Source organism: Kytococcus sedentarius DSM 20547, from assembly GCF_000023925.1.
Classification (GTDB): Bacteria; Actinomycetota; Actinomycetes; order Actinomycetales; family Dermatophilaceae; genus Kytococcus; species Kytococcus sedentarius.
Window position 1 is genome coordinate 1,306,006 of the sequence record NC_013169.1, and the last position, 19,251, is coordinate 1,325,256.

At 74.4% G+C, this 19,251-nt stretch carries 17 protein-coding genes; 14 read left to right on the forward strand and 3 right to left on the reverse strand.

What is annotated here, in order from left to right; translation table 11 throughout:
* The 14 genes from KSED_RS06180 to KSED_RS06245 all read left to right on the forward strand — a co-directional run bounded on the left by KSED_RS06180 (position 1) and on the right by KSED_RS06245 (position 16,640).
* The gene (locus tag KSED_RS06180; RefSeq protein WP_041291341.1) at positions 1-1,350 is read left to right on the forward strand and encodes a dihydroorotase; all 1,350 of its coding nucleotides are present in this window, start codon (positions 1-3) and stop codon (positions 1,348-1,350) included.
* Positions 1,347-2,618 (forward strand): glutamine-hydrolyzing carbamoyl-phosphate synthase small subunit, encoded by a 1,272-nt coding sequence (gene carA, locus KSED_RS06185; RefSeq protein ID WP_015779245.1) that lies wholly within the window; start codon positions 1,347-1,349, stop codon positions 2,616-2,618. The genes KSED_RS06180 and carA overlap by 4 nt, the downstream gene beginning before the upstream one ends.
* Entirely contained in the window at positions 2,618-5,974 is a 3,357-nt protein-coding gene (gene carB, locus KSED_RS06190) for a carbamoyl-phosphate synthase large subunit (RefSeq protein WP_015779246.1), read from the forward strand. The genes carA and carB overlap by 1 nt, the downstream gene beginning before the upstream one ends.
* Complete coding sequence (gene pyrF / locus KSED_RS06195; RefSeq protein WP_015779247.1) at positions 5,971-6,831, forward strand: orotidine-5'-phosphate decarboxylase; 861 nt, start codon at positions 5,971-5,973, stop codon at positions 6,829-6,831. The genes carB and pyrF overlap by 4 nt, the downstream gene beginning before the upstream one ends.
* Positions 6,832-6,890: 59 nt before the next feature.
* Positions 6,891-7,214 (forward strand): integration host factor, actinobacterial type, encoded by a 324-nt coding sequence (mihF, locus tag KSED_RS06200; protein ID WP_015779248.1) that lies wholly within the window; start codon positions 6,891-6,893, stop codon positions 7,212-7,214.
* Positions 7,211-7,816, forward strand: coding sequence for a guanylate kinase (gene gmk / locus KSED_RS06205; RefSeq protein ID WP_015779249.1), 606 nt, complete (start codon positions 7,211-7,213; stop codon positions 7,814-7,816). The genes mihF and gmk overlap by 4 nt, the downstream gene beginning before the upstream one ends.
* Before the next feature lie 75 nt (positions 7,817-7,891).
* The gene (rpoZ, locus tag KSED_RS14885; protein ID WP_015779250.1) at positions 7,892-8,317 is read left to right on the forward strand and encodes a DNA-directed RNA polymerase subunit omega; all 426 of its coding nucleotides are present in this window, start codon (positions 7,892-7,894) and stop codon (positions 8,315-8,317) included.
* Complete coding sequence (gene coaBC, locus KSED_RS06215) at positions 8,317-9,570, forward strand: bifunctional phosphopantothenoylcysteine decarboxylase/phosphopantothenate--cysteine ligase CoaBC (protein ID WP_015779251.1); 1,254 nt, start codon at positions 8,317-8,319, stop codon at positions 9,568-9,570. The genes rpoZ and coaBC overlap by 1 nt, the downstream gene beginning before the upstream one ends.
* A 122-nt stretch (positions 9,571-9,692) precedes the next feature.
* Positions 9,693-10,910 carry a methionine adenosyltransferase gene (metK, locus tag KSED_RS06220; protein WP_015779252.1) on the forward strand — a complete coding sequence of 406 codons (1,218 nt, stop codon included), beginning with the start codon at positions 9,693-9,695 and terminating at the stop codon, positions 10,908-10,910.
* A gap of 44 nt (positions 10,911-10,954) precedes the next feature.
* Positions 10,955-13,009: a primosomal protein N' family DNA-binding protein gene (locus tag KSED_RS06225; RefSeq protein ID WP_143827355.1), complete on the forward strand. Its 2,055-nt coding sequence runs from the start codon at positions 10,955-10,957 to the stop codon at positions 13,007-13,009.
* Positions 13,010-13,020: 11 nt separating this feature from the next.
* Complete coding sequence (fmt, locus tag KSED_RS06230) at positions 13,021-14,022, forward strand: methionyl-tRNA formyltransferase (RefSeq protein WP_041291345.1); 1,002 nt, start codon at positions 13,021-13,023, stop codon at positions 14,020-14,022.
* Entirely contained in the window at positions 14,015-15,523 is a 1,509-nt protein-coding gene (locus KSED_RS06235) for an RsmB/NOP family class I SAM-dependent RNA methyltransferase (RefSeq protein WP_015779255.1), read from the forward strand. Before fmt ends, KSED_RS06235 begins: the two co-directional genes overlap by 8 nt.
* Complete coding sequence (gene rpe / locus KSED_RS06240; protein ID WP_015779256.1) at positions 15,520-16,191, forward strand: ribulose-phosphate 3-epimerase; 672 nt, start codon at positions 15,520-15,522, stop codon at positions 16,189-16,191. Before KSED_RS06235 ends, rpe begins: the two co-directional genes overlap by 4 nt.
* A complete protein-coding gene (locus KSED_RS06245) occupies positions 16,188-16,640 on the forward strand; it encodes a PH domain-containing protein (RefSeq protein WP_015779257.1) in 453 nt (150 codons plus the stop codon). The genes rpe and KSED_RS06245 overlap by 4 nt, the downstream gene beginning before the upstream one ends.
* Positions 16,641-16,663: 23 nt before the next feature.
* Here the strand turns inward: KSED_RS06245 and KSED_RS06250 are convergent, their stop codons facing one another.
* Genes KSED_RS06250 through KSED_RS06260 form a run of 3 tightly spaced genes read right to left on the reverse strand, consistent with a single transcriptional unit; the run spans position 16,664 to position 19,195 of the window.
* Positions 16,664-17,854, reverse strand: coding sequence for an FUSC family protein (locus KSED_RS06250; RefSeq protein ID WP_015779258.1), 1,191 nt, complete (start codon positions 17,852-17,854; stop codon positions 16,664-16,666).
* Positions 17,851-18,444 (reverse strand): nucleoside/nucleotide kinase family protein, encoded by a 594-nt coding sequence (locus KSED_RS06255; RefSeq protein ID WP_015779259.1) that lies wholly within the window; start codon positions 18,442-18,444, stop codon positions 17,851-17,853. Before KSED_RS06255 ends, KSED_RS06250 begins: the two co-directional genes overlap by 4 nt.
* A gap of 4 nt (positions 18,445-18,448) precedes the next feature.
* Positions 18,449-19,195: a TIGR03085 family metal-binding protein gene (locus tag KSED_RS06260; protein ID WP_015779260.1), complete on the reverse strand. Its 747-nt coding sequence runs from the start codon at positions 19,193-19,195 to the stop codon at positions 18,449-18,451.
* Positions 19,196-19,251: the final 56 nt, after the last annotated feature.

Sequence of the window (19,251 nt, forward strand, 5' to 3'; positions counted from 1 at the left end):
ATGGCACGTTTGATCCAGGGGGCCGACCTCGCCGGCGGCGGGGTGGCCGACCTGCTCGTGGTGGGCGACACCATCGCGGCCGTCGGCCCGGGGGCCGCCGCCGACGCCCCCGCCGGGACGCAGCGGGTGGACGCCGCCGGGCTGGTGGCACTGCCCGGGCTGGTGGACTTCCACGTGCACCTGCGCGAGCCCGGCCGGGAGGACGCCGAGACCGTGGCCACGGGCTCCCGGGCGGCCGCGGCCGGTGGGTTCACCGCCGTGCTGGCGATGGCGAACACCACGCCGGTGACGGACACCGCCGAGAAGGCCGCCCACATCGCGGCCCTGGGCCGGGCCGCCGGGCTGGTGGACGTCCACCCCGTCGGGGCGGTGAGCAAGGGCCTGGCCGGGGAGGAGCTCGCGGAGCTCGGGCTGATGGCCCGCTCGGCGGCGCGCGTGCGCGTCTTCAGCGACGACGGGAAGTGCGTCCACGACGCCCGCCTGATGCGCCGCGCGCTGGAGTACCTGCGGGCCCACGACGGGGTGGTCTCCCAGCACAGCCAGGACCCGCGGCTGGCCGACGGCACGGCCTGCTGCCACGAGGGGGAGCTCTCCGGCCGGCTGGGCCTGCCGGGCTGGCCCGAGCCCGCGGAGGAGACGATCATCGCCCGGGACGCGATGCTGGCGAAGCACACCGGCGGCCGGGTGCACGTGGCACACGTGACCACCGCCGGGGGAGTGGAGGTGGTCCGCTGGGCCAAGGCCCGGGGCATCCGCATGACCGCGGAGGTCACCCCGCACCACCTCGCCCTGACCACCGACGCCCTGGCCGGGTACGACCCCGTGTTCAAGGTGAACCCGCCGCTGCGCTCCGACGAGCACGTGACCGCCCTGCACGAGGCACTGGCCGACGGGACGATCGATGCCGTGGCCACCGACCACGCACCGCACGCGGCCCACGACAAGGACCACGCCTTCGTGGACGCCGCGTTCGGGATGCTCGGGCTCGAGACCGCCCTGCCGGTGGTCAGCGAGGTCATGGTCCGCAGCGGCCTGCTCGGCTGGCAGGACGTGGCCCGCGTGATGTCCTCGGCCCCGGCTCGCATCGCCCGCCTCGACGAGCTGCCCGGCACCTCCCGGCACGGGGCCGGCCTCGTGGCCGGCGCACCGGCGCACCTGACCCTCGTGGACCCGTCCGCCGCGGTGACGGTGGACCGCGAGGAGTCGTACTCGCGCTCCCGGAACAACCCCTGGCACGGCCAGACCTTCCACGGCCAGGTGCGCGCGACGCTGCGCGCCGGCCGCGTGACCCACTCCCTGCTGGACGCGCTCCCGGCGTCCGTCGACCCCACCCGTGAGGACGCCGCATGAGCACTCCCGCCCCGCTCGACCGATTCACCCCCGAACCCTCGTTCCTCGTGCTGGAGGACGGCGTGGTGTTCGCAGGCGGTGCCTGGGGTGCCCGGGGTGTCACCCTGGGGGAGGTGGTCTTCACGACCGGCATGACCGGTTACCAGGAGACCCTGACCGACCCCAGCTTCGCCGGGCAGATCGTCGCCCTGACCGCACCGCACGTGGGCAACACCGGGTGGAACGACGAGGACGACGAGTCCCGCCGCATCTTCACCGAGGGCATCGTCGTGCGGGACCCGGCCCTGCGGCCCAGCAACTGGCGCAGCGCGCGCACCCTCGAGGACGAGCTCGCGGCGCAGGACGTGGTGGGCATCGCCGGCATCGACACCCGGGCCCTGACGCGGCACCTGCGCACCCGCGGGGCGATGCGGGCCGGCATCTTCTCCGGGGAGCAGGCCAACCTGCCCCGCGGGGAGATGGTCGACCGGGTGACCAGTGCCCCGGCCATGGCCGGGCGGGAGCTGGCGACCAGCGTCTCCACGCCCGAGGCCGTGGTCGTCCCGGCACAGGGGGAGCACCGCTTCACCGTGGCCGCGGTGGACCTGGGCATGAAGAGCAACACCCCCCGCCTGCTCGCCGCCCGCGGCATCGAGGTGCACGTACTGCCGGCCGACTCCACGCTCCAGGACGTGCTGGCCGTGCAGGGGGTGGCCCGCGAGGGCGGCCAGGGCCCCGACGGCGTCTTCTTCTCCAACGGCCCGGGTGACCCGGCCACCGCCGACACCGCGGTGGAGCTGCTGCGGGGAGTGCTGGGGGCCGGGCTGCCCTTCTTCGGCATCTGCTTCGGCAACCAGCTGCTCGGCAGGGCGCTGGGCTTCGGCACCTACAAGCTCGACTTCGGCCACCGCGGCATCAACCAGCCGGTCATGGACCGCACCACGGGCAAGGTGGAGATCACCGCCCAGAACCACGGGTTCGCCGTGGACGCACCGCTGGACGCCGTGGTCACCGCCCCGCACGACGAGGCGATGGGCCGGGTGTGGGTCTCCCACGTGTGCCTCAACGACGACGTCGTCGAGGGGCTGGAGTGCCTCGACCTGCCGGCCTTCTCCGTGCAGTACCACCCGGAGGCCGCCGCCGGCCCGCACGACAGCGAGTACCTGTTCGACCGCTTCGTCGACCTCATGACCACCGGCCGGACGCCCGACCGCAGCGAGGAACTGACCCGCGCCGGCGCGCAGGCTCCCGCGTCCCAGACCACCCCGACCGCAGGAGAGGCCCACTGATGCCCCGTACCCCCGACATCCAGTCCGTCCTGGTCATCGGCTCCGGGCCGATCGTCATCGGCCAGGCCTGCGAGTTCGACTACTCCGGGACCCAGGCCTGCCGCGTGCTGCGGGAGGAGGGCCTGCGGGTCATCCTCATCAACTCGAACCCCGCCACGATCATGACCGACCCGGAGTTCGCCGACGCCACCTACGTGGAGCCGATCACCCCCGAGGTCGTCGAGCGCATCATCGCCGCCGAGCGGCCCGATGCGGTGCTGGCCACCCTGGGTGGGCAGACGGCCCTGAACTGCGCGATCGACCTGCACGAGGCCGGCGTGCTGGAGAAGTACGGCTGCCCCCTCATCGGCGCGAACGTCGAGGCCATCCAGCTGGGGGAGGACCGGCAGCTGTTCAAGGGCGTCGTGGAGCGTTGCGGCGCCGACGTGGCCCGCAGCGTCATCTGCCACACCATGGACGAGCTCCTGGCCGGCGCCGAGGAGCTCGGCTACCCCCTGGTGCTGCGTCCCTCCTTCACCATGGGCGGGCTCGGCTCGGGCTTCGCCCACAACGAGGACGAGCTACGCCGGATGGGTCAGGCCGGCCTGCGCGACTCGCCCACCACCGAGGTGCTCCTGGAGGAGTCGATCCTCGGGTGGAAGGAGTACGAGCTGGAGGTGATGCGCGACCGCGCCGACAACGTCGTGGTGGTCTGCAGCATCGAGAACCTCGACCCGATGGGGGTGCACACCGGCGACTCGATCACCGTCGCGCCCGCGCTCACCCTGACTGACCGTGAGTACCAGAAGCTCCGCGACGTGGCGATCAAGGTGATCCGCGAGGTGGGCGTGGACACCGGTGGGTGCAACATCCAGTTCGCCGTGAACCCGGCCGACGGGCGCGTCATCGTCATCGAGATGAACCCGCGCGTGAGCCGGTCCAGCGCGCTCGCGTCCAAGGCGACCGGCTTCCCCATCGCGAAGATCGCGGCGAAGATGGCGATCGGGTACACGCTGGACGAGGTGCCCAACGACATCACCGGGTCCACCCCCGCCTCCTTCGAGCCCACCCTGGACTACGTGGTGGTGAAGGTGCCGCGCTTCGCCTTCGAGAAGTTCCCGGCCGCCGATCCCGAGCTCACCACCACCATGAAGTCGGTGGGCGAGGGGATGGCGATCGGGCGCAACTTCACCGAGGCCCTGCAGAAGGCGCTGCGCTCGGTGGAGGCCAAGGGCTCGTCCTTCTCCTGGGCCGTCACCGACCGGCCCACGGCTGACGAGGTGACGGGTCTGCTCACCGAGGTGGTCACGCCCACCGACGGCCGGCTCCAGAAGGTGCAGCGCGCGATGTGGGGCGGGGCCACCGTCGAGCAGCTGCACGAGGCCACCAGCATCGACCCGTGGTTCCTCGACCAGGTGGACCTGCTGAACCAGACGGCCGAGGCGATTGCCGCGGACGTGCAGCAGCACGGGCGACTGCGCCCCGAGGTGCTGGCGCTGGCCAAGCGACACGGTTTCAGCGACGCCCAGCTCGCAGGTCTGCTGGGGATGGACGAGGCCGTCGTGCGCGGGGTGCGCCACGCGCTCGGGATCCGCCCGGTCTACAAGACGGTCGACACCTGCGCGGCCGAGTTCGACGCCCGCACGCCGTACCACTACTCGAGCTACGACCAGCAGTCGGAGGTGGCCCCGCGGGAGAACCCCGCGGTGATCATCCTGGGCTCGGGGCCCAACCGCATCGGCCAGGGCGTGGAGTTCGACTACTCCTGCGTGCACGCCAGCTTCGCCCTGCGCGAGGCCGGGTACGACACGGTGATGGTGAACTGCAACCCGGAGACGGTCTCCACCGACTACGACACCTCCAGCCGCCTGTACTTCGAGCCGCTGACCCTGGAGGACGTGCTCGAGGTGTACCACGCCGAGGCCGCCGCGGGCCCCATCGCCGGGGTCATCGTGCAGCTGGGCGGTCAGACCCCGCTGGGTCTGGCCCAGGCACTGGCCGATGCGGGGCTGCCGGTGGTGGGGACCTCGCCGGAGGCCATCGACCGCGCGGAGGACCGGGGCCACTTCGGCCGGGTGCTCGCGGAGGCCGGGCTGGTGGCCCCGCGCTTCGGGACCGCCTTCTCCGCCGATGAGGCCGTGGCCATCAGCCAGGACATCGGCTACCCGGTGCTCGTGCGCCCGAGCTACGTGCTGGGCGGGCGCGGCATGGAGATCGTCTACGACGACGAGTCCCTCCGCGGGTACGTCGAGCGTGCTGCCCTGGTGAGTCCCGACCGCCCGATCCTGGTGGACCGGTTCCTCGACGAGGCCATCGAGATCGACGTCGACGCGCTGTACGACGGCACCGACCTCTACCTCGGCGGCATCATGGAGCACATCGAGGAGGCGGGGATCCACTCCGGTGACTCCGCGTGCGTGATCCCGCCGGTGACCCTGGGCACCGAGGAGCTCGACCGGGTGCGCGCCGCCACGCGGCGGCTGGCCGAGGGCATCGGCGTGCGCGGGCTGCTCAATGTGCAGTTCGCCCTGGCCCAGGGCGTGCTCTACGTCCTGGAGGCCAACCCGCGCGCCAGCCGCACGGTGCCCTTCGTCTCGAAGGCGACCGGGGTGCCGCTGGCACGCGCCGCCGCCCGCATCATGCTGGGCGAGACGATCGCGAACCTGACGACGGCCGGCCTGCTGCCCGCCCACATCGACGGTGGCTCGCTGCCCGTGGACGCCCCGGTGTCGGTGAAGGCCGCGGTGCTGCCGTTCAAGCGCTTCCGCACCCGGGAGGGCCAGGTGGTCGACAGCCTGCTCGGCCCCGAGATGCGCTCCACCGGTGAGGCCATGGGCATCGACGCGGACTTCGGGACCGCGTTCGCCAAGGCGGAGATGGGGCGCACCACCCCGTTGCCAACTGCCGGGACGGTCTTCGTCTCGGTGGCCAACCGCGACAAGCGCGGCATGATCTTCCCCGTGAAGCGCCTGGCCGACCTGGGCTTCACGCTGGTGGGCACGGCCGGCACCGTCGAGGTGCTGCGGCGCAACGGGGTCCAGGCCGGGCTCGCCCGGAAGCGCAGCGAGGGACGGGGGCCTGCGGGCGAGCCGACCATCGTGGACCAGATCACCTCCGGCGAGATCGCGATGGTGGTCAACACCCCCTCGGGCCGCGACTCCCGCGAGGACGGGTACGAGATCCGGGCGGCCACGGCCAGTGCCGGTGTGCCCGTCATCACGACCGTGCAGCAGCTGGGCGCCGCGGTGCAGGCCATCGAGTCCCTCCAGGGCGGTGAGTTCGGGGTGAAGCCGCTGCAGGCCCACGCCGCGGCCCTGGACCTCGTGGGCCGGGGCGGCTGGGTGCAGCCGGTGGACGGCGCCGGGGCACCGGCGTGAGTGCCGCTGCAGGTCACGGGGCGAGCGGGTTCGGCGCCCGCCTGCGCGCCGCGACCGCGCGGTGGGGCCCGCTCTGCGTCGGGATCGACCCCCATCCCGCGCTGCTCGCGGGGGCGGGTTTGGGGGTCGACTCCGCGGGGTTGGCCGCGTTCACCGATCGATGCGTCAAGGCGTTCTCCGGGCGGGTCGCGGTGGTCAAGCCCCAGGTCTCTTTGTTCGAGGCCTTCGGGTCGGACGGTTTCGCCGTGCTCGAGGACGCCGTCGCCCGGCTGCGCGACGCCGGGACACTGGTGGTGCTGGACGCCAAACGCGGTGACATCGGCAGCAGCAACGACGGCTATGCCCGGGCCTGGTTCGGCCAGGGTGCCCCGCTGCGGTGCGATGCGGTGACCCTCAGCCCCTACCTGGGGGAGGGCTCGCTGACCGGGATCGCGGAGGCGGCGCGGGACGACGGTGCCGGGGTGTTCGTGCTCTGCCGGACGTCCAACCCCGAGGCCGGCGCGCTGCAGACGGCCGTCCGGGCTGACGGGGTCTCCGTGGCCGCGGGGATCGCCCGCTGGGCCGAGGGCTTCGACGGGGACGTGGGGCTCGTGGTGGGCGTGACCGTCAGCGACGCACTGGCGTCCCTTCCCCTGGCTCGTGGCTCCGCGCCCCTGCTCGCGCCCGGGTTCGGGGCCCAGGGCGGCGGCGCGGACGACCTGGCCCGGGTCTTCGGCCCCGAGGCCCCCCGGGTGCTGGCCTCCGTGAGCCGCGACATCCTGCGCCACGGCGGGTCCGTGGACGCCCTCCGCGCCGCGACAGCGTCGTGGCAGGGCTCACTGGCCGGCACTTTGGGCCGCCCCGCCCCACGCGGGTAGCCTGCGACCTTCCCCCACCTGCCGCCGGCAGCGCGGCCCCTCATGAACCAGGAGCACTCGTGACGGTTCCCGACCTCACGGCCGACCAACGTCGTGCCGCACTGCTCGCGGCCGTCGCCGCCCGCCACCGGCGCGCCGAGGTGAAGGCAGCCGTGAGCGACGGGTCCCTCTCCGTCGGCGAGGTGCTCGAGGTGGCCCGCAGGGAGGACGCGGTGGCCAAGATCAGGGTCTCGGTCCTGCTGGAGTGCCTCCCCGGCATCGGCCCGATCCGGGCGGCCCAGATGCTCAACGAGCTCGGCATCGCCCCATCGCGGCGCCTGCGGGGTCTGGGCGTGCACCAGTCCGCGCGCCTGGCCGAGCGTTGCGCGGCGGGGGTCCGGTGAGCACGGGCGGGGCCGACGGTCGGCGGCTGGTGGTGCTGGCCGGCCCGACGGCGGTCGGCAAGGGCACCGTGTGCCAGTGGGTGCGGGACAACCACCCCGAGGTGTGGGTGTCGGTCTCGGCCACCACCCGCGCCCCGCGGCCCGGCGAGGTCGACGGGTCCACGTACCACTTCGTGGACCACGACGAGTTCTCGCGGCTGGTCGCCACCGGGCAGATGCTGGAGCACGCGGTGGTGCACGGGGTGAACTCCTACGGCACGCCGCGCCGCCCGGTGGAGCAGGCCCTGGCCGACGGCCGGCCCGCGCTGCTGGAGATCGACCTGCAGGGTGCCCGGCAGGTGCGTGAGGCCATGCCCGAGGCCCTGTTCGTCTTCCTGGCGCCCCCGAGCTGGGACGAGCTGGTGCGCCGGCTGGTCGGACGCGGCACCGAGGACGCCGAGGAGCGGGCCCGCCGGCTGCGCACGGCACAGGACGAGCTGGCCGCCCAGGACTGGTTCGACACCACCATCGTCAACGAGTCGGTCGCCGCCGCCGGTGAGAACCTCGTAGAATTGCTGCTCGACCCGCCGCCGGTCCCCGCAGACCGCCGCGTCACCCCCTGACCACCGCCCCCGGCACCGCCGGGAGGCCTGCGCGACGAGAGCCGTCGCCCGCACCGTCCGATCCAAGGAGGATCCATGTCCGGCACCAAGGCCGCCCCCATCGGCGTGACCAACCCGCCCATCGACGACCTGCTCCAGCACGTCGACTCCAAGTACGCCCTGGTGATCTACTCCGCCAAGCGGGCCCGCCAGATCAACGCGTACTACGCGCAGCTCAAGGAGGGCCTGCTCGAGTACGTCGGCCCGCTGGTGGAGGCCGAGGCGTCCGACAAGCCGCTGTCGATCGCCCTGCAGGAGATCAACGCCGACAAGCTCGTGCGCACCGTCGGCCACGACATCCCCGAGGTCGGCACGCCCGGCATGCCCGCGGAGCAGCCCGAGGCGATCACCCCCGTCACCGAGGAGGCCGACGAGGTCGCCCCGGCCGAGGACGTGGACGTCATGCAGGACGTCGAGGAGAACACTGCCGACGCGCCCGAGAACGGCACCGACGAGTCCTGATGCGCGTCGTCCTGGGGGTCTCCGGAGGCATCGCCGCCTACAAGGCGGCCAGCCTCTGCCGGCTGTTCACCGAGGCCGGCCATGAGGTGCGCGTCCTGCCCACGCAGGCCGCGCTGCGCTTCGTGGGCGCCCCCACCTGGGAGGCCCTCAGCGGCCACCCGGTGGCGCACGACGTCTTCAGTGACGTCCCCTCGGTGCAGCACGTCCGGGTGGGCCAGGAGGCCGACCTGGTGGTGGTGGCCCCCGCCACGGCCGACCTGATGGCCCGGGTGGCCGCGGGGATGGCCGACGACCTGCTGACCACGACCCTGCTCACGGCCACCTGCCCGGTGGTGCTGGCTCCGGCCATGCACACCGAGATGTGGCTGAACCCGGCCACGCGGGCGAACGTGGCGACCCTCCGCGAGCGGGGCGTGCACGTCATCGAGCCCGCGTCCGGGCGCCTGACCGGCACCGACACGGGGCCGGGCCGCCTGCCCGATCCCGAGGTGATCCACGCCGAGGCGCTGGCCCGGGTGGGGGAACGTGCGCACGGCGAGCCGACCGCCGCGGGCCCCTGGGCGGGCCGTCGCGTGGTCATCTCCAGCGGGGGGACCCGCGAGCCTCTCGACCCGGTGCGCTTCCTGGGCAACCGCTCCTCGGGGCGGATGGGGACGGCCGTCGCCCGCGCGGCGCGTGACCTGGGCGCCGAGGTGACGCTGCTGCAGGCCGCGGTCGAGGTGCCGGCCCCGGAGGGGGTCCGCGTCGTCGAGGCCGTCAGCGCCGCCGAGCTCGAGGCCGCCGTGGCGCGGGAGTTCTCCGATGCGGGGGCCGACCTGCTGGTCATGGCTGCCGCGGTCGCCGACTACCGGCCGGCCCAGGTGAGCGACAGCAAGATCAAGAAGTCCGGCGACTCCGAGGGCCTCGTGCTGGAGCTCGAGCGGACCCCGGACATCCTCGCGGGCGCCGTCGCCCGGCGGGACGCCGAGCACCCGGCGGGCGACGAGCGCGCCCCGCGCCCCGTCATCGTCGGCTTCGCGGCCGAGACCGGCGACGACGCCGGGTCGGTGCTGGACCACGCGCAGGCGAAGCTGGAGCGCAAGGGTGTGGACCTGCTGGTCGCGAACGAGGTGGGGGTGGAGAAGACCTTCGGGCAGGACGACACCACCGTCCACCTGCTCACGCCGGATGGTGGCGCCACCACCGTGGGCCCGACGAACAAGGACGAGGCCGCCCGCGCCGTGTGCGCTGCGGTGACCCCCCTGTTCGGCTGAACCACCACCCGCCGGGGCCCCGGCCGTGCGCCCCACCGAGGCTGTCGGTGCCGGGGTCTAGGCTGTCGCCCGCGTCATCCCGGCGCACCCGTCAGACAGCAGCCGCTGCACAAGGAGCACCCATGGCACGTCTCTTCTCGTCCGAGTCCGTCACCGAAGGCCACCCCGACAAGATCTGCGACCAGATCAGCGATGCGATCCTGGACGAGATGCTCCGGCAGGACCCGGACGCCCGGGTGGCCGTGGAGACGATGGTCACCACGGGGCTGGTCCACGTCGCCGGGGAGGTCCGTACCAGCGGGTACGTCGAGATCCCGCGCATCGTGCGCGACACGATCATCGCCATCGGCTACGACAGCTCCGACAAGGGCTTCGACGGACGCACCTGCGGCGTCGAGGTGAGCATCGGCGACCAGAGCACCGACATCGCGGCCGGCGTGGACCACTCCCACGAGGCGCGCGAGGGGGCGGGGGAGAAGTACGACCGCCAGGGTGCGGGGGACCAGGGCCTGATGTTCGGCTATGCGTGCGACGACACCCCGGAGCTGATGCCGCTGCCGATCTCGCTGGCCCACCGATTGAGCAAGCGCCTCAGCCAGGTGCGGCACGAGGGGGTCATCGAGTACCTGCGGCCCGACGGCAAGACCCAGGTGACCATCGAGTACGACGGCGACCGCCCGGCCCGCCTCGACACGCTGGTGATCTCGTCCCAGCACGAGGACGGCGTGCCGAAGGAGTCGATGCTGGCGCCCGACCTGCGGGAGCACGTGATCGACCCCGTGCTGGAGAGCCTCGCCGAGTCCGGGGTGGAGCTCGCCACCGACGACGCTCGCACCCACATCAACCCCACCGGCATCTTCACCATCGGTGGGCCGATGGGTGATGCGGGGCTGACCGGACGCAAGATCATCGTCGACACCTACGGAGGCATGGCCCGCCACGGTGGCGGGGCCTTCTCCGGCAAGGACCCCTCGAAGGTGGACCGCTCCGGGGCCTACGCCACGCGTTGGGTGGCCAAGAACGTGGTGGCCGCGGGGCTGGCCAGGCGGTGTGAGATCCAGGTGGCCTACGCCATCGGGACGGCGCGCCCGGTGGGCCTGTACGTGGAGACCTTCGGCACGAACACGGTGCCGGTGGAGAAGATCGAGGCCGCCATCGACGGTGTCTTCGACCTGCGGCCGGCGGCGATCGTGGATGCCCTGGACCTCAAGCGGCCCATCTACCAGCCTGCCGCTGCCTACGGACACTTCGGCCGGGCGACCTCCTCTGGGGTGGCCGGGAGCTTCCCGTGGGAGCGCACCAATCGGGTGGAGGCGCTGCAGCGCCTGGCGCGCGCCTGAGGAACGCGGTGGACGAGGGGCAGCTCCCGGTCCCCGGGTTGAGCGTGTCCCGCACCGCTCCTCCCGGGGTCGGGGAGCTGGCACCGCACCTCCCCGTGGCGCGGGTGCTCGTCTCCGGCACGCTTCCCCACCTCGACCGGCCCTTCGACTACGTGGTGCCGGTGGCCATGGAGGACGACGCGGTGCCGGGGGTGCGGGTCACCGTGCCCCTGGCCGGGCGCACCGAGGAGGGCTGGATCACCGAGCGCCTCGCGCAGAGCGAGCACCAGGGGCAGCTCCACCCCCTGCGGTCGGTCGTCTCACCGGTGCCGGTCCTCACGGCGGCCCTCCACGCCACCTGCGTGGCCGTCGCCACCCACTACGGGGGCACCGTCTCGGACGTGGTGCGCCTCGCGATCCCCGCCCGTCACGCCGCGCAGGAGAAGGCCGTGCTGGCCCGGCCCGCCCCCGAGGGGGAGCCTGCCCGCCCGGAGGCCCCGGCACCCAGCCCTGCGTGGCGCGGGGTGCCTGCGGCGGGGGCGCTGCTGGCCCGCATCGCCGCCGGAGAGCACCCGGCCGCCTCCTGGGTGGCCGCCCCCGACGGCGGGGACCCCGCCGCGCACTGGGCACACGGCCTGCTGGACCTGGCGGTGGCGGCGGCGGCGTCCGGTCGCGGGGCCCTGCTGCTGGTGCCCGACGAGGCGGATGTCGACCGGGTGATGGCCGTGGCCGCCACCCGCCCTGAGGCGGCCCTGGGCGAGTTGGCGCCGCTCACCGCATCGCAGGGTCCCCGGGCCCGCTACGGACGGTGGACCGAGGTGCTCACCGGCCACCGGCGGCTCGTGGTCGGGACCCGCTCGGCGGCCTTCGCTCCGGTGCGGGACCTGGGCGTGGTGGCCTGGTGGGACGACGGGGACGACTCCTGGCAGGAGCCGCGCACGCCGCACCCGCACACCCGGGAGGTGGCGGCGGCCCGGGCCCGCACCGAGGGGGCCGCCCTCGTCTCGGCCGGGCACGTGCGCACGGCCCGGATCCAGCACTGGGTCGAGAAGGGGCTCATGGCCGACCTGGCGGCCGACCCGGGCGCCGTGCGCACCGCGGCAGCCCGGGTGCACGTGGCCGGCGAGGGACAGGACGAGGCCCGCGATGCGGGGGCCCGGCTCGCGCGCATCCCCAGCAGCGCGTGGGCGGCGGCCAAGCGGGCCCTCGAGCACGGCCCGGTGCTGGTGCAGGTTCCGCGGACGGGGTACTCCGGGTCGGTGCGCTGCCAGGACTGCGGCACCGCGGCCGAGTGCCCGGCCTGCCCCGGGCGCCTGGCACAGACCTCCGCGGACACCGGGCCCCGCTGCAGCACCTGTGGCCAGGAGCCCGCGCACTGGGTCTGCGGGCAGTGCGGAGGGCGCCGGTGGCGCCCGTCCGCGCCCGGCACCGACCGCACCGCCCACGACCTCGGGCGCGCCTTCCCGGGGGTGCCGGTGGTCACCTCCACGGCCGCCTCGCGGGTGGCTGAGGTGGGCGAGACGCCGGCGCTGGTGATCGCCACCCCCGGGGTGGAGCCGTACGCGGCTGCCGGGTACGCGGCCGCCCTGGTGCTTGACGGTGCGGTGACCTTGGAGCTCCCGCTCTCGGACGCGGCCTCCGAGGCGCTGCGCCGGTGGACCGGGGGGACGGCCTCCGTGCGCCCCGGCGGGCCCGGCATCGTGCTGTGCGGGCTGCCCGCGCACGCGGGCATCGACGCGGTCGAGGGCCTCCTGCGCCGCGACCCCGGCTGGTTCGCCCGCCGGGTGCTCGGTGAGCGCCGCGCGGCACAGCTCCCCCCGGCGGTGGCGCTGGTGCACCTCGTGGGGCACCGCCGCGACGTGGAGGCCGCGATGCAGGAGCTGTCGGCCGCCCTGCCCGCGAGCGAGGTGGTGGGGGTGGTGCCGGTGGGGCCGACGGCGCTGCCCAGTCGCTGGGAACTGCCGGTGGAGCAGGCCGCGCAGGCGTGGGTCCGGACCACCTGGGAGCACGCCGCGCAGCTGGGCCGGACCGTGCACGCGCTGCGGGCCCACCGGTCGGCGCGGAAGGCCACCGGCGAGCTGCTGATGACCGTCGACCCGGAGGAATGGCTGGCTCCGTAGACTTGCCCCTCGTGCGCATCGTTTTCGCTGGGACCCCCGAGGCCGCCCTGCCCTCCCTGGAGCACCTGCTCGACAGTGCCCGGACGGCTGACGGGCGGGATCGTCACGAGGTGGTGGGCGTCCTGACCCGCCCGGACGCACGGGTGGGACGGGGCCGGAAGCTGCGCCCCAGCCCGGTCAAGGCGCGCGCGCTCGAGCACGGGCTGCCCGTCATCGAGAGCGACCGCCCGTGGGAGGACGAGCCGCTGGCCTCCCTGCGGGAGCTGGCCCCGGACGTGGGGGCGATCGTCGCCTACGGGGCGCTCCTGCCCACCAGCGTGCTGGAGCTGCCGACCCACGGCTGGGTGAACCTCCACTTCAGCCTGTTGCCCGCCTGGCGTGGCGCGGCGCCGGCGCAGCGCGCCCTGATGGCCGGTGACGACCTGACCGGGGCCACCACCTTCGTGCTCACCGAGGGCATGGACACCGGCCCCGTGCTGGGCACCCTGACCGAGGCGATCCGCCCCACCGACACCGCCGGCGACCTGCTGGAGCGGTTGTCCGAGGCAGGTGCCCCGCTGCTGACCGACAGCCTCCACGGGCTGGTCTCCGGAGCGCTGGCCCCCGTCCCGCAGCCGGCCGACGGGGTCTCGCGTGCCCCCAAGCTGACGGTGGACGAGGTGCGCTTGGACTTCACGCAACCGGCCTTCGCCGTCGTACGGCGCGTGGCCGGCGCGTCCCCGGCGCCGGGGGCGTGGACGACCTTCCGCGGTGACCGCCTCAAGGTCCTCCAGGCCGCCCAGGTGGCCGGCGCGCCCAGCAGCACCGGTGCAGGAACCGCGGGGCCCGACGACCCGTCCACCCCCCACCTGCCGCCGGGCCGGCTCCTGCTCCACGACGGACAGGTGCTGGTGGGCACGGCCACGCACCCGGTGCGGCTGCAGCGGGTGCAGCCACCGGGCAAGCAGGCCATGGAGGCAGAGGCATGGGCCCGCGGGGCCCGATTCGACGACCAGGAGGCGCTCGGTGGCTGAGGCCAGGGACACGCAGGATGCACGCAACGACCGGCGCGGCCGCAGCGCCCAGGCGCCACGGCAGCGCGCCCGCCGGGCCGATGCCGCCCGGACGGCGGCCTGGCACCTGCTGGCCGCCGTCGACGAGGGCGCGTACGCCAACCTCGAGCTGCCGCACGTCCTGCGTCGCTTCCGTTTGGCCGGCCGGGACGCGGCCTTCGCCACCGAGCTGGCGTTCGGGACGGTCCGGCAGCAGGGCCTGTACGACCTGGTGATCGCGCGGGCCACTGGGCGCGCGGTGGACACACTCGACCCCGAGCTGATGCGCACGCTCCGGCTCGGGGCGCACCAGGCGCTCTCGATGCGGGTGCCGCCCCACGCGGCCGCCGACCAGACCGTCGCGCTGGCCCGGTGGGTCAACGGGGCCGGTCCCGCCAAGCTCGTGAACGCGGCCATGCACCGCATGACGGAGAAGGACCGAGAGACCTGGGTGGCCGAGGTCACCGAGGGCCTGCAGGGCCCGGACCTGCTCGCGGCGCGGCACTCGCACCCCACCTGGGTGGTGCGCGCCCTGATGGCGGGCCTGGTGGACCGTGGTCGCCCGGTGGAGGAGATCGACGAGCTGCTGGCCGCGCACAACACCCCGGCGTTGGTGTCCCTGGTGGCCCGGCCCGGGTGGGTGGAGGTGTCCGAGCTGCTGGAGCACCCCGCGGTCGAGGAGGGGCGCTGGGCGCCGACGGCGGCCACCCTGTCCGAGGGCGCCCCGGCGGCCGTGTCGGCCGTCGAGCAGGGCCGCGCCGGTGTCCAGGACGAGGGCTCCCAGCTGGCCGCCCTCGCGCTGGCCGGAGCGCCCACGCGCGGGCAGGACTCCGGGCTCTGGCTGGACCTGTGTGCCGGCCCCGGGGGCAAGGCCGCCCTGCTGGCCGCGACGGCCCACGAGCGGGGTGCCCGCATCGTGGCGAACGAGCTGCACCCCCACCGGGCCGAGCTCGTGCGCGGCACCCTCAACCCTGGTGGCCTGCCGGACGGCGCCGCGCCGCAGGCGGAGGTCACGGTGGGCGACGGTGCGGACCTCGCCGCAGAGCGGCCGGACGCCTTCGACCGGGTCCTGGTCGACGTGCCGTGCACCGGGTTGGGGGCCCTACGGCGCCGCCCGGAGGCCCGCTGGCGCCGGCAGCCCGCCGACCTGGCCTCGCTGGCGCCCACCCAGCGTTCGCTCCTGCACGCCGCGCTCGATGCGGTGCGCCCCGGGGGTGTCATGGCCTACGTGACCTGCTCGCCGCACCCGGCCGAGACCTCGGTGGTGGTCGATGACGTGCGCGCCCGCCGCGACGACGTCGAGCTGCTCGAGGTCGCGCCCGTCCTGCGCGAGGTGGCCCCGGCCACCTCGGCCGCGGACCTGGAGCCTCTCGAGGGAGCCCGCGGCGCGCGGGCCACGTCCGTGCAGCTGTGGCCGCACGTCCACGGCACCGACGCCATGTACATCGCCCTGCTGCGACGCACCCCCCAGGAGGACGCATGAGTCGCTCGGTCTCCCTGCACCCCAGCATCCTCGCCAGCGACTTCACGCGGCTGGGGGAGGAGCTCACCCGCATCGCCACGGCCGATGCGGCCCACGTCGACGTGATGGACAACCACTTCGTGCCGAACCTGACGATCGGCATGCCGGTGGTCGAGGCCCTGCAGGAGGTCACGCCCATACCGCTGGACCTGCACCTGATGATCGCCGAGGTCGACCGTTGGGGCCCGAGGTACGCCGAGACGGGTGCGCACTCGGTGACCTTTCACGTGGAGGCCAGCGACGACCCGCGGCAGCTGGCACGAGACATCCGCTCCACCGGAGCGCGAGCGGCCATGGCCCTCAAGCCCGGGACCGCCTTCGCGGACTACGCCGACCTGCTGCCGGAGCTCGACATGGTGCTGGTGATGACTGTCGAGCCCGGCTTCGGCGGGCAGTCCTTCATGCCCGGCCAGCTCGCAGTGGTCCGCGAGGTCCGGCAGGCCGTGGGGGAGCAGGGCCTGGACGTCGCCATCCAGGTGGACGGCGGAGTGAACGCCGAGACCATCGTGGACAGCGCCCGGGCCGGAGCGGACGTGTTCGTGGCGGGCTCGGCCGTGTTCGGGGCGCAGGACCTCGCCGCCGCGATCACCGACCTGCGGGAGCGTGCGGCCGGGGCGGTCGCCCGATGAGCGCCCCGGAGGTGAGCAGCCGGGAGCAGAGCGACGCGCTGCGGCCGTTCCGCCCCCGCCGCGGGCGGTGGGTGGCCGTCGGCTCGGCGGTCTTCCTGCTGGTGCTCTTCATCGCGATCGCCGTGCTGGGGGAGGGCTGGAACCTGCCCGACCGGGTCTTCACCGCCCTGGCCGGAGTCGGTCTGGCGGCCTTCCTGTGGCGCTACGCCGCCATCTCGGCGGTGCCCGACCGGCAGGGTATGACCGTCCGGAACCTCTTCTCCACCCAGCGGGTCGAGTGGTCCGAGGTCCGGGGCGTGGTCTTCAGCCCCGGAGACCCCTGGGTACGCCTGCAGCGCACCCGCGGTCAGGAGGACCTCGCCGTCATGGCCATCCAGGCCGCCGACGGGGAGGGCTCGCGCACCGAGGCGAGCCGGCTGGCCGGCATCGTGGAGGCGCTGCGGCGCTGAGGCGTCCGCGCCGGTCCTGCGCCTCAGTCGTCCTCGGCGGACCGCCGCTCGTGGTACTGCGACGGCACGCGGACGCGAGCCTCGCCGTAGGAGAGGCCGGTGAGCATGTACATGTCCACGATCGCCGAGCGCACCTGGGCACGGATCACCTCGGCGCTGAGCGACGGCTGCGGGGCCCGGTGGTTGGTCTCCTCCGCCAGTTCGCCCAGCTGCCGCCGCACCGCACCGAGGGCCTGCTGGTCGCCCAGCGCCTTGGCCAGGTCGGAGGCGATGTCCGCGGCCTCCGCCACGAGCTCCACGTAGCTCGAGGGAACCGGTTCGCCCTCCAGGATGGCCACGTCCGCCCGGCGCACCAGGACGCGGGCGTTGCGGAGCAGACGGTCGAAGGCGGTCAGCTGCCGGTCCAGTCCCCGCAGGTGGGTGCGCTTGCGCCACTGCCACGGCACGGTGCGGGCGATGGCGGCGCCCTCCTCCACCTGGCTGCGCAGCTCCCCGATGAGGTGGTCGGTGAAGCGGGCGTCGCGCAGGGCCTCGGCGACGATGTGTTCGTTGCGGTCCGAGAGGCCGTGGGCGGTCCGGTCCAGCAGCCGGGCGACCTCCTCGGTGAGCCGGCGCGCCATGCGGCGGGGCTTGCGCAGGGGGGAGGTGGGCGTGATCATCGCGATCGCGATCGCCACCAGCCCGCCGATCACCGCATCGATCCACCGGGAGAGTGCGCCTCCGGGCAGGACCGTGGCGGTCGCGACCACCACCCCCTGGACCCCCGCCTGGATCGTGAGCAGGCTGCCTGCCCCGGCGAAGGTGGCGATCACCATTGCCAACAGGGCGATGAGGGCGGTCTGCCAGGCGCCCGTCCCCAGGAAGTGGACGATCAGCTCGCCGGTGAGGATGCCCGTGGCGGCGCCGACGGTGATCTCCACGGCGCGGGTCAGGCGGTTGCCGAAGTTCATGCCCAGGCAGACGACCGCGACGACCCCGGCGAAGATCGGTGCCTCGTGCCCGAACAGCTCACGGGCGACGTACCAGCTGACGCCCGCGCCGATCGAGGCCTGGAGCATCGGGAAGATGCGCTGCTGGAGCCGGTCGCGGCGCCGCCGGGCCTCCGAGGCCGACCAGCGACGGGCCCGCTCGAAGGCGCGCAGCTCCCGCGCGGAGTCGTTCTGCACCCGGATGCTGCCGGTGGTGGTGCGCTGGGTCGGGCGGTGCGAGCTCATGGTGCCTCCCGGACGATGCGCTGGTCCCACTCCGGCGGGTGGTCGGTGAACAGGTGGTCCTCGGCGGCGGCCCACCCCGGCCACCAGGCGTCGGTGCCGTCCCGGCCGAGGAGCGCGGCCTCCCGGCGGCGCACTGCCTGCCGCCGCGCGGGGACGGGGGCCTCCAGCCACACGACGTGGTCCACCCCGTCGCGGGCCGGGGGGACCGACGCCCCGACGCCCTCCACCAGCAGCAGCCCGGAGCGCGGCCGCTCGAGGGTCCCGCTGGAGCCGTACCGCCCGGCTGCCCAGTCCCACTGGGGCCAGGTCACCCGGGCGGCCCCGGCACGCAGGGGCCGCAGGATGCACCAGTCGAGCAGGGCCGGCGCAGCAGGCAGCCCGGACCACCCGGCGTACAGGTCCTCCACGGCCACCAACCCGACCTCCTCGACTCCGACGTCCAGCGCCGCGGCCGCGTGGGACCGCAGCAGCCCGGCGAAGTGGGTCTTGCCCGAGCCCGAGCGGCCGTCCACCGCGACCACGGTGAGGCCGCCGCCGGCCACGTGCCCGCCGACGGCGTCCCAGACCCCCTCGAGGCCGGTCGTGTTCACCGGCTCACAGCGCCCGCCGGTGCGAGCGCAGGGCCTCGACGTCCCCGGGGTCGCCGGAGAGCTCCACCCGGGCCACGGACTCGCGCCCGAAGGAGAACAGGAGCAGCTCCACCGGCTCCCCGGTGAGCACCACCGTGCCGCGCCCCTCGGGCGGTCGCTTGGCCGCGGTGCGCCCGATGCCGGGGGCCACCAGGACCACGCCGACGGGAGACTTGCGGTGCGTGAGACGGCTGGCGCGGACCAGCGTGCGCCAGACCGCCTGCTGCAGGGCGTCGTCCCGGCGCACGGTCCACTCCGGCACGGCGCGCCGCACGTCCTCGTGGTGCACCACGTACTCCGCGATGTTGATGGCGGGGCCCACGACCGGCAGGGCGAAGGGCATCCACGGGGCGGGCCCGCGGGAGAACTGCGCCAGCAGGGTGCCCCAGTCCTTGCGGGCGTACTCGGACTGCACCTTCTCGGTGTGGCCCTCGGCGGGGGTACCGGTGAGGCCGATGCCGGGCAGGGCGTCGGGGCGGGCCTCGCGCACCACCAGGTGGGCCGCGAGGTCACGCGTGGTCCAGCCGGCACACAGGGTGGGTGCATCGGGCCCAGCCTCCCGGAACGAGGCCACCAGGGCCTCGCGCTCGGCCTGCAGGAGTCGGGCCGGGTCCGGGGCCGGGGAGCCGCCGCCAGGAGCTGCTGCACCGGCATCGCTCGCCGCCCGGTGGTCGGTCGGCTGCTGGGGACGGGACGCGGAAGCAGGAGACATGGCCCCATCCTGTCAGGTGGCGCCGACACCCACCCCCGCGAGGTGGCGGTGACGGA

Bases quoted from the DNA above. Each gene is read 5' to 3' on its own strand.
- carB (WP_015779246.1), top strand. From the start codon at position 2,618: ATGCCCCGTACCCCCGACATCCAGTCCGTCCTGGTCATCGGCTCCGGG.
- KSED_RS06250 (WP_015779258.1), bottom strand. From the start codon at position 17,854: ATGAGCTCGCACCGCCCGACCCAGCGCACCACCACCGGCAGCATCCGG.
- rpoZ (WP_015779250.1), top strand. From the start codon at position 7,892: ATGTCCGGCACCAAGGCCGCCCCCATCGGCGTGACCAACCCGCCCATC.
- carA (WP_015779245.1), top strand. From the start codon at position 1,347: ATGAGCACTCCCGCCCCGCTCGACCGATTCACCCCCGAACCCTCGTTC.
- metK (WP_015779252.1), top strand. From the start codon at position 9,693: ATGGCACGTCTCTTCTCGTCCGAGTCCGTCACCGAAGGCCACCCCGAC.
- KSED_RS06180 (WP_041291341.1), top strand. From the start codon at position 1: ATGGCACGTTTGATCCAGGGGGCCGACCTCGCCGGCGGCGGGGTGGCC.
- coaBC (WP_015779251.1), top strand. From the start codon at position 8,317: ATGCGCGTCGTCCTGGGGGTCTCCGGAGGCATCGCCGCCTACAAGGCG.
- rpe (WP_015779256.1), top strand. From the start codon at position 15,520: ATGAGTCGCTCGGTCTCCCTGCACCCCAGCATCCTCGCCAGCGACTTC.
- KSED_RS06260 (WP_015779260.1), bottom strand. From the start codon at position 19,195: ATGTCTCCTGCTTCCGCGTCCCGTCCCCAGCAGCCGACCGACCACCGG.
- KSED_RS06245 (WP_015779257.1), top strand. From the start codon at position 16,188: ATGAGCGCCCCGGAGGTGAGCAGCCGGGAGCAGAGCGACGCGCTGCGG.